Origin of the sequence: Phocaeicola dorei, from assembly GCF_013009555.1 — a bacterium.
Lineage (GTDB): Bacteria > Bacteroidota > Bacteroidia > Bacteroidales > Bacteroidaceae > Phocaeicola > Phocaeicola dorei.
In genome coordinates this window covers 5397601-5410099 of record NZ_CP046176.1, presented here as the reverse complement: position 1 = coordinate 5410099, position 12499 = coordinate 5397601, and the positions used below count along the sequence as shown (strand labels likewise).

At 45.2% G+C, this 12499-nt stretch carries 12 protein-coding genes and 2 pseudogenes; 12 read left to right on the top strand and 2 right to left on the bottom strand.

Annotated features, from left to right (window positions below; genetic code table 11):
* Nucleotides 1–2: 2 nt before the first annotated feature.
* From GKD17_RS22225 to GKD17_RS22215, 3 genes are read left to right on the top strand one after another with little or no spacing between them, the layout of a single operon-like run.
* On the top strand, nt 3–440 hold the full coding sequence (locus tag GKD17_RS22225; RefSeq protein WP_007834071.1) for a DUF3408 domain-containing protein: 438 nt from the start codon (nt 3–5) through the stop codon (nt 438–440).
* A 2-nt stretch (nt 441–442) separates the two neighbouring features.
* Nucleotides 443–871: a DUF3408 domain-containing protein gene (locus GKD17_RS22220; RefSeq protein WP_007834063.1), complete on the top strand. Its 429-nt coding sequence runs from the start codon at nt 443–445 to the stop codon at nt 869–871.
* 2 nt (nt 872–873) lie between these two features.
* Nucleotides 874–1662: a DUF4122 family protein gene (locus tag GKD17_RS22215; RefSeq protein ID WP_007834049.1), complete on the top strand. Its 789-nt coding sequence runs from the start codon at nt 874–876 to the stop codon at nt 1660–1662.
* Between the two features lie 174 nt (nt 1663–1836).
* On the opposite strand, the gene GKD17_RS22210 is transcribed toward GKD17_RS22215, so the two are convergent.
* Complete coding sequence (locus GKD17_RS22210; RefSeq protein WP_007834048.1) at nt 1837–2895, bottom strand: nucleotidyl transferase AbiEii/AbiGii toxin family protein; 1059 nt, start codon at nt 2893–2895, stop codon at nt 1837–1839.
* Nucleotides 2888–3490 (bottom strand): DUF6088 family protein, encoded by a 603-nt coding sequence (locus tag GKD17_RS22205; protein ID WP_235778228.1) that lies wholly within the window; start codon nt 3488–3490, stop codon nt 2888–2890. The genes GKD17_RS22210 and GKD17_RS22205 overlap by 8 nt, the downstream gene beginning before the upstream one ends.
* Before the next feature lie 388 nt (nt 3491–3878).
* Between GKD17_RS22205 and GKD17_RS22200 the strand changes: the two genes are divergently transcribed.
* From GKD17_RS22200 to traK, 9 genes and pseudogenes are all read left to right on the top strand, one after another.
* Nucleotides 3879–4175: a DUF4134 domain-containing protein gene (locus GKD17_RS22200; protein ID WP_005794045.1), complete on the top strand. Its 297-nt coding sequence runs from the start codon at nt 3879–3881 to the stop codon at nt 4173–4175.
* 1 nt (nt 4176) lies between these two features.
* A complete protein-coding gene (locus tag GKD17_RS22195; protein ID WP_007834043.1) occupies nt 4177–4509 on the top strand; it encodes a DUF4133 domain-containing protein in 333 nt (110 codons plus the stop codon).
* Nucleotides 4506–6590: pseudogene (locus tag GKD17_RS22190) on the top strand (TraG family conjugative transposon ATPase); the annotation flags it as partial. The gene GKD17_RS22195 and the pseudogene GKD17_RS22190, both read left to right, overlap by 4 nt.
* A 558-nt stretch (nt 6591–7148) precedes the next feature.
* Nucleotides 7149–8960, top strand: a complete 1812-nt coding sequence (locus GKD17_RS22185; protein WP_007839225.1) for a reverse transcriptase/maturase family protein — start codon at nt 7149–7151, stop codon at nt 8958–8960.
* 101 nt (nt 8961–9061) lie between these two features.
* Nucleotides 9062–9493, top strand: a pseudogene (locus tag GKD17_RS22180) (TraG/VirB4 family ATPase); the annotation flags it as partial.
* Between the two features lie 31 nt (nt 9494–9524).
* Complete coding sequence (locus GKD17_RS22175; protein ID WP_007834038.1) at nt 9525–10139, top strand: hypothetical protein; 615 nt, start codon at nt 9525–9527, stop codon at nt 10137–10139.
* 47 nt (nt 10140–10186) lie between these two features.
* On the top strand, nt 10187–10816 hold the full coding sequence (locus tag GKD17_RS22170) for a DUF4141 domain-containing protein (RefSeq protein ID WP_007834029.1): 630 nt from the start codon (nt 10187–10189) through the stop codon (nt 10814–10816).
* A gap of 18 nt (nt 10817–10834) precedes the next feature.
* Nucleotides 10835–11842, top strand: a complete 1008-nt coding sequence (gene traJ / locus GKD17_RS22165) for a conjugative transposon protein TraJ (RefSeq protein WP_007834027.1) — start codon at nt 10835–10837, stop codon at nt 11840–11842.
* A gap of 19 nt (nt 11843–11861) precedes the next feature.
* On the top strand, nt 11862–12485 hold the full coding sequence (gene traK, locus GKD17_RS22160) for a conjugative transposon protein TraK (protein ID WP_007834025.1): 624 nt from the start codon (nt 11862–11864) through the stop codon (nt 12483–12485).
* The last annotated feature ends 14 nt before the right edge of the window (nt 12486–12499 follow it).

Genomic DNA, 12499 nt, shown 5'->3' with positions numbered 1-12499 from the left:
TTATGGCTAAGAAGAAAGTAGAAGTCAATGAGGATATGCTCAAAGACATTATGGTCGGTGATATCCCTGTCTTTGGCAGGGAAAGACCGAACTATCAGGAGCCGAAGGTCATTGAGACCGAGGATTCGGATACAGATTCGGACGAAGGCACTGAGGCGGTAGCCTCAAAGCCGAGTACCCCCAAGCCACGAAAGAAGCGTGAGGAAACAAGTACATATAAAGAGAGGTATCTTGTGAATATACCTGCCTCAAACCGCTCGCATGTATATATCAATCGCGAAGTGGCGGACTGCATCAAACGGGTGTTGCCTGTCATTGCTCCCGATATGAGTGTATCAGGTTACATCAGTAATATCCTTGTGGAGCATTTACAGCAGCACTGGGATGAGATTAACGAGTTATATAACAAAGAGTATTACAAACCATTAAAACCATTTTAAGTATGATTGAAACAATAGTAAATATCACAACAAGAGCTTGTTATTTGGTAACAGCAGGCGTTATCGTAAAGTATATCTATAGTCGATTTGTACGACACAAAAATCATCAGGGAACTAATATTCCTATGGTGAAGAAACAGACCATAGTTGCTCTTGTAGAGAATCCTTCGCTATATGAAGATACTTCTTCTGCAAAAGGAATTGATAAAGCGGAATATAAAAAGAGATTCCTTGGTAGTTATATGATGAAAAATCGCGTCCAGGTCTATATTGATAGAAGTAGTCATGAATGTATGAAGCGATTTTTATCAATTGCTGCACCAGATACGAGTATGGCAGGCTATGTCAGTAGAATTATCAAAGACCATATTGCTGAAAATGCTACGACTATCAATAAGATTTTTGAGGATAGTAAAACTAAACTCTTTTAGCTATGGAAGTAAAGATATATTTTGCAGTAAAGGTCTTATGTGCCTTATTCGTATTCTATCATCTGTGGGTGTTCTTGTTTTGCCGTAAGATTTACGGTTTGTGGGACAAACTGCATAACTGGGCACGCATAACCCGTGTCAGATTATGGAAGTACCGAAAGAAACGAATGGCAGAAAAAGCCAAGCGTGAAAGGCGTAAGAAAATATACGGTAAGGATTTGCTTACGGAAAAGCCTAAACCAATCCAAACAGTAATGCCTCAAAAGGTTGAAGAGAGTCCTCCTGTTGATGATGATCCGAATGAGGTAATGGGAAAGTCCAATATCATATATTATAACGATATTGAAGCTGACCGGAAGATTCCGACCCGTTCTTTACCTTTGAAAGAGGTAGAACTGCCTGTAGATAAGGACATCAATCCCGATGATGTAGAGGATAACATCGAACCTCAGAAGGGTTTGACCGAAGAGGATAAGCGTGAGTTGATGGAGCCTGAAGGAGTAATACCTGATCCGGACTTTGACAAGTCCTTAACATATGAGGATATGAACAACCTTGTGGATGTGCTAAACTCAGATAATCCTGACGAGCAGAAGTCTATTCGTGCAGCATCAACCATCCATCATAAGTTGGCTAATACGGTGATATTGGACTTCCTTGTCAATAAGGTAAGCAATGGAGATAAAGTAAATCAGTTGCTCCAAGAATGTTTGGATGCTAATGGAAATCCTCTGCCTAAACGAAGGAAAGCAAGTAAAGTCAAGTCGTTCGATATAAATAAGTATGCTTAGTATTTGTACATGGTTAATGATTTTTATTACTTAAACAATGTTGGCTGGCACTCCGATGTGAATCGTGGTGCCAGCGTTTTTTATGGAGTCCGCTATTTTAATTAACAAGTAAGGCAAGTATCGTAATGCCTCGTGCATTATGATTCTTGCCTTGCTATGTTGTTTAAGCTATAATTACTCTGCTGTTGCTCTTGGAGGAACTTTTCGGAATCGTTCCTGCAACGTTTCGAGGAACTTGAGCAAATCTGCAAACTCCAGAGCCTCTCCATAGATAAAGCTGGAACGCATATCGCTGTAGTCCACCTCATATTTCGGGACAAGTTCTTCACTTGGAACAATCGTAATGGATTCTGGCAGTCCCTTATCATAATCCACATATCCGACATGATAGAATTTCTTTCTATGCTCTACAATGTCATAATAAAGGTTAGAGTCATTCAATGCCTTATCCATATAATCGGTATGTGATAACTTTTCCAAATCATAGAAATGGCGAGACATACGATATGTTCTTGGCTCTTTCTTTTGGTATTCCTCACAAAGCAAAAATGCCTTCTCTAAGAATGTCCTTGCAGGACTCACGGTCTTGATGGTCTGAACAATATCAGAATCAACATCTTCATTCTTATAGACCTGTTCAACCAATGAAGATATGCGTTTCATTTCGTATGGTTCAGCCATAGAAAGGACACTGATTTCAATCTTCACAGTCGGTATTGCATAGGGAGCGTCGCTATTATAGAGTGATGGATATTGAACAAAAATCACAGATGGGTCTTTATCGTGATCCACCTTCTTTAGTTCACCATTTTCATCAACGACTTCATTTTCTGCAAGTACAATCACATCCAACCCTAAATTTGCCAGTTGTTCTTTCAAGTCATCTTTAAATTCACCGAAAAGATAATCCTGAGCCTTTTCTCTGAACTTGTGGATTTGAGTGTTGCTGGTGCAGTTGGCACACGACAGATTCATTTCATTTAAGAAGAAGTCACGACCAAGAGCCAAGTCAATATCTTCACTGAAACGGTCTATAATATCCCAACCTTTACTCAAACTTGTACCGCCTTTGAAAAGTAGATACTCGGAAGCCTTTGTGTGGAACAAGGCGTACAATATGGCTGTTACCCACCAATCTTTCTCCGCTGCGGCTTCATCAATATTCTTTGCTTCCACAACGCCCTGTATCATGGCCTTGCGTTCATCTATCGAAAAGTCTATCCATTTACTCATTGTCAGTATCCGTTTTGAGGTTTCTTTTTATAATTTGTCTTACCCATACCGGTGCCAATAATAGATCGTGTTCAATTGTTTCTGTTTCAGGTGTTGCAGATAATAGTTGAGCAACTCTTTTTTCCACGCTCTCTGTTATATTATCCTCTCCAATGCTACGAAGAGCCTGTACCAATTCGGGCATTAGTTTTCCTTTGTATGCAAAATTTCTTGGAACGCCATGTTTTAATGTTACAGTTCTATTGCCCAATTTCAGAGTTCTTGGAGTTCCTGATGTTATGAAACAAGCATTCATTGGGACTTGTGTGGAAAATCCCAATCTATTAGCAGCGGTTTCACCTGTTGGAAATACTATAGCCTTATCTCTCTTGGCAATCTCCGTTACCAGTTCAAAAGCAGAAGGATATACCACTCCAAATCGTGTTTTTTTTGCCTTAACATATACGCCTTTGGCTATTCGTGTAATCAAACCCTCTTTCTCAAATTGAGCAAGGAGTTTGGTTACATATTCCACATCAAATTGATGGAATGTAGACACAAAAAACACCTCGCCATATCTTGCGTAGGTTATCTTTGCCTTAACTTTATGTTCCACAGTTCTTTGCATACGATTTTTAGCCTATTTTAAGTCGGAATAAAAGCGTTTTTTTCCGACCACAAAGGTATGAAAATATTGCGAAGTGACAAAAGAATCCATTGTTTATTTCATTACACCTATACTTTTTGCTCTTTAAGCGGGCAAAAACTTGTGATTTTTGGAAGTTTTCGCCCGCTTAACCCGACAATATAAGGTTGAAATTTCATCCTTCAAACAAGCCTTCTTGTCCCTCTTTTTACCCCAAAATCCACCCTTCAAAAGACCCCAAATATGACATCTGACGACACGTTATGACGCGTATAGACCGATTTGAAAATCAATGGATTAAGTGCTATATATTCGCAGTCGAAATCACTTTTTGTATAACTAAAAAACATTTCGACGTATGAAGAAAAAAGTATTATTCGCAGCAGCATTTATGCTTGCAACAGTAGGTGCTTACGCACAGGGTAACGGTATCGCAGGTATCACCGAGGCTACCAACATGGTAACATCGTATTTCGACCCCGGTACCAAGTTGATTTACGCAGTGGGAGCCGTAGTCGGTCTTATTGGTGGCGTGAAGGTCTATTCGAAGTTCTCTTCGGGCGACCCCGACACCTCGAAGACCGCAGCCTCTTGGTTCGGTGCCTGTATCTTCCTCATTGTAGCCGCCACTATTCTCCGTTCATTCTTCCTCTAATATGGCGGTCTATCAAATCAACAAAGGGATTGGTCGTAGCCCCGAGTTCAAGGGGCTACGCAGCCAATACCTCTTCATCTTCGCCGGCGGTCTGCTTGCCATACTCATTGCCTTTATGGTGCTGTATATGGCAGGCGTGAATCAATGGATATGTATCGCACTGGGAGTCATCTCCGCTTCGGTACTTGTCTGGGCGACCTTCCACCTCAATGCCAAGTATGGCGAGTGGGGCTTGATGAAGATGCAGGCTGCAAAGAACCATCCCCGCTACATCATCAACCGCAAGCGATTCTTGCGATTGATTATTCCTAACCTCAAAAACAGAAAGTCATGAGAAATGTAATGAAAGCAGCTACCCTCGAAAGCAAGTTCCCGATTCTGTCGGTTGAGCACGACTGCATCATCAGCAAGGATGCCGACATCACGGTCTGCTATCGTGTGGAGCTTCCCGAACTCTTCACCGTCACACAGGCGGAGTATGAGGCGATACACTCGGCATGGGCCAAGGCGGTCAAGGTCTTGCCGAACTACAGTATCGTGCATAAGCAGGACTTCTTCATTGAGGAGAGCTACACCCCCGAGTTGCAGAAGGAAGACCTCAGTTTCCTCAGCCGCTCTTTCGAGCGACACTTCAATGAGCGTCCTTACCTGAAGCATACTTGTTATCTGTTCCTCACCAAGACCACCAAGGAGCATAGCCGCACAACCAGCAGTTTCAATGCCCTTACCCGTGGCTTCATTATCCCGAAGGAGATGCAGGACAAGGAGGCGGTGAGCCGATTCCTGGAGTGTTGCGAGCAGTTCGAGCGTATCATCAACGACAGCGGATTCATCACGCTCACACGTCTTACGGGCGATGAGATTACAGGCACGGAGTCAACTGCGGGCATCATCGAGAAGTATTTCTCGCTCTCGCAGGAGGATACCACCTGCTTGCAGGACATCACCCTCGGAGCTGGCGAGATGAAGATTGGTGACAACTACCTCTGTCTGCATACGCTCTCCGATCCCGAAGACCTGCCGACAAGCGTAGCCACCGACAGCCGTTACGAGCGTCTCTCGACAGACCGTAGCGATTGTCGCCTCTCGTTTGCCGCACCTATCGGGGTGTTGCTCACCTGCAACCACATCGTGAACCAGTACCTCTTCATAGATGACTCTGCGGAGATGCTGCGTAAGTTCGAGCAGACAGCACGCAATATGCACTCGCTATCGCGTTACAGCCGCTCAAACCAGATTAACCGCGAGTGGATTGAGGAGTACCTGAACGAGGCACACAGCCAGGGGCTGACGGCTATCCGTGCCCACTGCAATGTCTTCGCGTGGAGCGATGACCGAGAGAAACTCAAGCGTGTGAAGAACGATGTAGGCAGTCAGCTCGCCTTGATGGAGGCCAAGCCCCGACACAATACAGTGGATACGCCTACCTTGTTCTGGGCTGCTATCCCCGGCAATGCAGGCGATTTCCCTGCCGAGGAGTCCTTCTACACCTTTATCGAGCAGGCACTATGCCTCTTTATCGAGGAGACCACAGGACAGGATTCACTCTCTCCGTTCGGTATGCGTATGGTGGACCGCTTGACGGGCAAGCCTATCCATCTGGATATTTCGGATTTGCCTATGAAACGTGGTATCATCACCAACCGCAACAAGTTCATCCTTGGTCCTTCGGGCAGTGGAAAGTCCTTCTTCACCAACCATATGGTAAGACAGTATTACGAGCAAGGTACGCATGTGCTGCTTGTCGATACGGGTAACTCTTATCAGGGGTTGTGTAACCTTATCAATGCCCGTACAGGTGGCGAGGACGGTATCTACTTCACCTACGAGGAGAGTGATCCGATAGCCTTCAATCCTTTCTATGTCGAGGACGGTGTGTTCGACATTGAGAAGAAGGAGTCCATCAAGACGCTTATCCTCACCCTGTGGAAAAGGGATGATGAGCCACCGACGAGAGCCGAGGAGGTGGCGCTCTCCAATGCCGTGAACCTTTTCTTGGAGCGTATCCGTGCAGACAAGAGCATCAAGCCCTCGTTCAATACCTTCTATGAGTTTATCCGTGACGAATATCAGGATATTCTCAAGGAGAAGCGTACACGCGAGAAGGACTTCGATGTGTGGGGATTCCTCAATGTCCTGGAGCCATACTACAAGGGTGGCGAGTATGATTTCCTATTGAACTCCGACAAGCAGTTAGACCTCTTGAACAAGCGGTTTATCGTCTTCGAGCTGGATAACATCAAGGACAACAAGGTACTCTTCCCGATAGTGACCATCATCATTATGGAGACCTTCATCAACAAGATGCGTAGGCTGAAGGGCATCCGTAAGATGATTCTCTTGGAGGAGGCGTGGAAAGCCATCAGCAAAGAGGGCATGGCCGAGTATCTGAAGTACCTCTGTGCGCCCGTAAAGATTGCATCGTAAATATCTCTTTGGCAAGAGATTAGGAACGTGTTCTTTGAAAATAACCTATCATCAGCCGACTTATCTGTTTCGGGAAAACTTAACCGAGCAGGGAGTGTAGCATGTCGGAAAAGTCATAAGTCAGTTAGTTACCAAACTGCGACTGAATGGCGAGATGAAAAGATAGATATGAGGATAAAGTCCGAATTGATTGAACGATAGTCTGAGTGGTCCCCCTTGAGGCTATGGCGTAAGGTAACTATCAACCGCCATATCGTGATACTACTTCAGTGAATAGGTATGAATGTAGCAAGAACTTATCACGACACAACCGCAGTAAGCGAGTAAAGGACGGAAGTCGTATCCGACAATCTATCATGCCAACAGTTACGATGTGATAAACGGGGATTACCTATCCCGAAGTGCCGAAAGGCTATTAGGTTCGACCTATGAAAATTCGGAGTGGTAACGGAGCTTCCATAGTAGTTTGAGCAAGGTAACGCCTTGTACATGGCGAAGGGAAGCAGCTAATTATTAATACAATTAACGGAAAATGTGAGAGACATTATGAGAAGTCCAGAAAGAGTATTAAACAGTCTATCAGAACACAGTAAGGATGCAAGCTATAAGTTTGAACGTCTTTACAGAATTTTGTTCAATGAGGAAATGTTCTATGTTGCCTATCAGCGTATTTACGCTAAAGAAGGTAACATGACTAAAGGTTCGGACGGTCAGACCATTGACAACATGAGCCTGAAACGAATTGAAAAGTTGATTGATACGTTAAAAGACGAAACGTATCAACCCCAACCGTCAAAGAGAGTGTACATACCGAAGAAAAACGGTAAGAAAAGACCTCTTGGCGTGCCGACTTTCAATGACAAGTTGATACAGGAAGTGGTAAGAATGGTATTGGAAGCCATATACGAGGGAAGTTTTGAATATACCTCGCATGGGTTTCGTCCCAATCGAAGCTGCCATACTGCATTAACTCATATCCAAAAGGAGTTTAGCGGTGCAAAATGGTTTGTAGAGGGAGATATAAAAGGCTTCTTTGACAATATAAACCATGATGTATTGATAAACATTCTCTCGGAGCGCATTGCGGATGAACGATTCATCCGACTGATACGCAAGTTTTTGAAAGCTGGATATGTCGAGGAGTGGCAATTCCACAATACTTACAGTGGCACACCGCAAGGGGGTATCATCAGCCCGATATTGGCTAATATATACCTTGACAAGCTGGATAAGTATATAAAGGAATACATAGCCAAATTCGACAAAGGGAAGAAACGAAGATTCAGTAGAGAAAGTATGGACTTTGGCAATGCAAGAAAACGTATTGTGCGAAAATTGAAATCCGTAAAAGATGAAAGGCAAAGGACAAAGCTAATCCTTGAACTGAAAGCAATAGAAAAAGGACGGGCTAAATATCCCAACGGCGAAGAAATGGACGCCGATTACAGAAGAATGAAATATGCAAGATATGCAGATGATTTTCTTGTGGGAATTATCGGAAGCAAGCAAGATGCACAACAGATAAAGGAAGATATTAAAAACTTCCTTGCTGATAAACTGGCATTGGAGCTGTCCGATGAAAAGACACTTGTCACTCACACGGAAAGACCAGCCAAATTTCTCGGATATGAAATCACTGTAAGAAAGTCCAACGACCAAAAAAGGGATAAACGGGGTAGATTAAGAAGAACCTATGGTAAAAGGGTCTGCTTAAATGTCAGTATGGAAACTGTCCGTAAAAAACTTTTCAATTTGGGAGTCTTAGAACTGACAAACCGTAACGGAAAGGAAATATGGAAACCGAAATGTAAATCGGGACTGATATTCAATGATGACCTTGAAATCCTTGATAGTTATAATCGAGAAATCGTGGGTTTCTATAACTATTACTCCATAGCCAACAACTGCGCCCATGCCTTGAATAATTTCAAGTACATCATGGAATACAGCATGTACAAAACGTTTGCAGGCAAATATAAATGCCGTACACGTGAGGTAAACAAAAAATATCGTAAGAACGGTAGGTTTATCATAAAACACATGACTAAAACAGGTGTAAAGGAAAGATTCTTTTACGATGGTGGCTTCAAACGAAAGAAACCCACCTATAAATCGGAATGTGACACTATGCCACGAACAATTTATACTGCGGGACGGACAAGTCTTGTTGAAAGGCTGAAAGCCCGTGAGTGTGAACTATGTGGAGCGACAGACGACCTTGTTATGCACCATGTAAGGAAGCTAAAGAACTTGCAGGGAAAGGAAAGCTGGGAACGACACATGATTGCCCGCAAACGCAAGACGATTGCAGTGTGCAGGAGTTGTCATAAGAAGATACATGACGGAAAGATAGACTGAAATTAGTGGAGAGCCGGATACGCTGAGAGGTGTAAGTCCGGTTCGGGGGCGAGCATTTGGAAACCTGCCATAGAAATATGATAAGGCGCCGGGTGCTTAGCCTACTCAAGACCGTGCGTAAGTTCTTCGGAGAGGCTGTTGTGGTCACTCAGGAGGTCGAGGATATCATATCATCTTCGATTGTCAAGGGCACCATCATCAACAACAGCGACTGCAAGATTCTTCTCGACCAGCGTAAGTATGTGAACAAGTTCGATGAGATACAGGCTTTGCTCGGACTTACCGACAAGGAGCGTGCACAGATTCTCTCCATCAACCTCTCCAATGCTCCCGGCAGGAAGTACAAGGAGGTGTGGATAGGTCTTGGCGGAGCACAGTCGGCAGTCTATGCCACAGAGGTATCTCCTGAAGAGTACTACTGCTACACTACCGAGGAGACCGAGAAGCTGGAGTTGCAGCGGCTCACCGAGAAGTTGGACGGTAATATCGAACTGGCCATCAAGCAGCTTGCCGAGAGCAAGCGAAGCAAGTAACCCTTTTTATCAACCATTAAACATTTGAAGTATGTATAGTAACTTAAAATCAGACGAAAAGAGACGCCAGGAGGTCATCTCGTGCCTCTATTGGTCACTGATGCAGAATTGGAACATTCCGCAGTCGATGCAGGATTACTTCGGACTTACGGAAGATTACCGTCTGTATCATCAGTTGGAGGATATGGATCCTGCAATCTATCGGCAGAAAAGAGCAACGGGAGAGATACCTGATGTGCTTGAGGTGGATGCAAGGCTGACACGAGCCGTGGAGAAGATCTTCGAGAGTATCTGTGAACGACCTCCCGTGCCTTATCTCAACAAACTGAATGATGAGTTGGAGAAGCTGGGGCAGATTGCACATTTCCCCGACAATGTTCACGACACCATCCATATCCGTCCCGATTTCCTTGCCAAGTACGGTATTGACAGGAAGGCTTCTTCGGAAGAGTGTTCTGCCAAGGCTGAAAAGGCATATCGTGAACTCGATGCCCGCTTTGTCAGGATGACAGGCAGAAGACCTTATGCTGATGAGCTTTTCAACGGAATGAAGAAGAGGCAGAGCGACTCTTCCGAGGAGAGACCGTCCCGAAAGCAGCATATCCGACAGAAACCCAAATCAAGAGGTCGCAAGATGGGACTGTGATTTCAGTAAGACAATGATTAAGTATTCACCCTTTAATTCGTAACAGTATGAGATTGAAAATTTTTATACTCTGTCTGGTGGCTCTCTTTGTCAGCCAGACATCGAGGGCGCAGTGGGTGGTGACAGACCCCGGCAACCTCGCACAAGGCATCATCAATGCCACGAAGAACATCGTGCATACATCCTCTACGGCAAGTACGATGATTCAGAACTTCCAGGAGACAGTAAAGATCTATAAGCAGGGCAAGGAGTACTACGATGCTCTGAAGAAGGTGAAGAACCTTGTCCGCGATGCACGCAAGGTACAGCAGACCATCCTGCTTGTGGGCGACATTACCGACATCTATGTAAACAGCTTTGAGCGTATGCTGAACGACCCCTATTTTACGGTGGAGGAACTCAGTGCCATAGCTTTGGGATATACGAAACTGCTCGAAGAGAGTGCCCACCTCTTAAATGACCTTAAATCGGTTGTCAATGAGAACGGACTCTCGATGAGCGACAAGGACCGTATGGATATCATCGATAAGTGTTACAGCGAGATGCTCCAATACCGTGGGCTTGTGCAGTATTACACCAACAAGAACATCGGGGTGTCTTACCTCAGAGCGAAGAAGCAGAACGATGTTGACCGTGTGATGTCCCTCTACGGCTCGCCGAGTGAACGCTATTGGTAAATCTGAAATCCTACGACTATGGTACTATTAGCAGTAAACTTTGAAAATCTGCATCAGATACTCCAGAGTCTGTATGAGGATATGATGCCCCTCTGTTCGCAGATGACGGGTGTCGCCAAAGGACTTGCCGGATTGGGTGCTCTCTTCTATGTCGCCTATCGTGTCTGGCAGTCGTTGGCAAGAGCCGAGCCTATAGATGTCTTTCCGCTCCTGCGTCCCTTTGCTCTCGGATTGTGTATCATGTTCTTTCCGACATTGGTGTTGGGCACACTCAACAGCGTAATGTCGCCCATCGTGACGGGAACGCACAGAATCCTTGAAACGCAGACCTTCGATATGAACGAGTATCGTAGGCAGAAGGACAAGCTGGAATTTGAGGCGATGAAACGCAATCCCGAAACAGCCTACCTTGTGGATAAGGAGTCCTTTGACAACAAGCTCGATGAGTTGGGTGCGTTGGATGCGATTGAGGCTTGCGGAATGTATGTGGATCGTGCGATGTACAATATGAAAAAGGCTGTTCAGAACTTCTTCCGTGAACTGTTGGAACTGATGTTCAATGCCGCAGCCCTTGTCATAGACACGCTGAGAACATTCTTCCTCATCGTCCTCTCGATACTCGGACCTATATCCTTTGCGATAGCCTGTTGGGACGGATTCCATGCCTCACTCACGCAGTGGTTTGTCCGATACATAAGCATCTATCTGTGGCTACCTGTGAGCGACCTTTTCAGCAGCGTGCTTGCACGCATACAGGTACTGATGCTACAGAAGGACATCGAGCAACTGTCTGATCCCAACTTCATCCCTGACGGGTCAAATGCGGTCTATATCACCTTCCTCATTATCGGCATCATCGGATATTTCACCATTCCGACAGTGGCCAACTGGATAATCCAGGCAGGCGGCGGTGCAGGTAACTATGGCAGGAACGTAGCCCAGACAGCGAGCCGCACGGGATCGATTGCAGCAGGTGCGACAGGTGCCGCCATCGGCAACATCGCAGGAAGATTACTTAAACGATAACCTATTAAACAGTATTCAAATGGAATTCAAATCATTTAAAAACATCGAGACCGGCTTCAGACAGATACGTTTCTTCGGCATTGCCTACCTCTTTGTCTGTGCTTCACTTGTGGGCTTCTCGCTTTGGAAGGCATACAGCTTTGCCGAGGCACAACGACAGAAGATATATGTCCTTGACGAGGGCAAGTCGCTGATGCTGGCTCTCTCGCAGGACTTGGAGCAGAACCGTCCTGTGGAAGCAAGGGAGCATGTGAAGCGTTTCCACGAACTATTCTTCACGCTTGCACCCGACAAGAGTGCCATCGAGGGTAATATCCAGAGGGCAATGTTTCTGAGCGACCGCTCGGCATATGAGCACTACAGCGACCTTGCGGAGCAGGGGTATTACAACCGTATCATCTCAGGCAATGTATCGCAGCGTATCGAGGTAGATAGCATAAGCTGCAACTTCAACCACTATCCCTACGAGGTGGTGACATACGCAAGGCTATCCATCATCCGCGAGAAGAGTATCACCGAACGAAGCCTTGTAACCAAAGGGCGACTGCTCAACTCCACACGCAGCGACAACAACCCTCACGGATTCATCTTCGAGGCGTTCCGTGTGGTGGAGAACAAGGACCTGAGAGTCTATGACAGATAACCCAATTATTCACC

Bases quoted from the DNA above. Each gene is read 5' to 3' on its own strand.
- GKD17_RS22185 (WP_007839225.1), top strand. From the start codon at position 7,149: ATGAGAAGTCCAGAAAGAGTATTAAACAGTCTATCAGAACACAGTAAG.
- GKD17_RS22200 (WP_005794045.1), top strand. From the start codon at position 3,879: ATGAAGAAAAAAGTATTATTCGCAGCAGCATTTATGCTTGCAACAGTA.
- GKD17_RS22215 (WP_007834049.1), top strand. From the start codon at position 874: ATGGAAGTAAAGATATATTTTGCAGTAAAGGTCTTATGTGCCTTATTC.
- GKD17_RS22220 (WP_007834063.1), top strand. From the start codon at position 443: ATGATTGAAACAATAGTAAATATCACAACAAGAGCTTGTTATTTGGTA.
- GKD17_RS22195 (WP_007834043.1), top strand. From the start codon at position 4,177: ATGGCGGTCTATCAAATCAACAAAGGGATTGGTCGTAGCCCCGAGTTC.
- GKD17_RS22210 (WP_007834048.1), bottom strand. From the start codon at position 2,895: ATGAGTAAATGGATAGACTTTTCGATAGATGAACGCAAGGCCATGATA.
- traJ (WP_007834027.1), top strand. From the start codon at position 10,835: ATGGTACTATTAGCAGTAAACTTTGAAAATCTGCATCAGATACTCCAG.
- GKD17_RS22175 (WP_007834038.1), top strand. From the start codon at position 9,525: ATGTATAGTAACTTAAAATCAGACGAAAAGAGACGCCAGGAGGTCATC.
- GKD17_RS22225 (WP_007834071.1), top strand. From the start codon at position 3: ATGGCTAAGAAGAAAGTAGAAGTCAATGAGGATATGCTCAAAGACATT.
- GKD17_RS22170 (WP_007834029.1), top strand. From the start codon at position 10,187: ATGAGATTGAAAATTTTTATACTCTGTCTGGTGGCTCTCTTTGTCAGC.
- traK (WP_007834025.1), top strand. From the start codon at position 11,862: ATGGAATTCAAATCATTTAAAAACATCGAGACCGGCTTCAGACAGATA.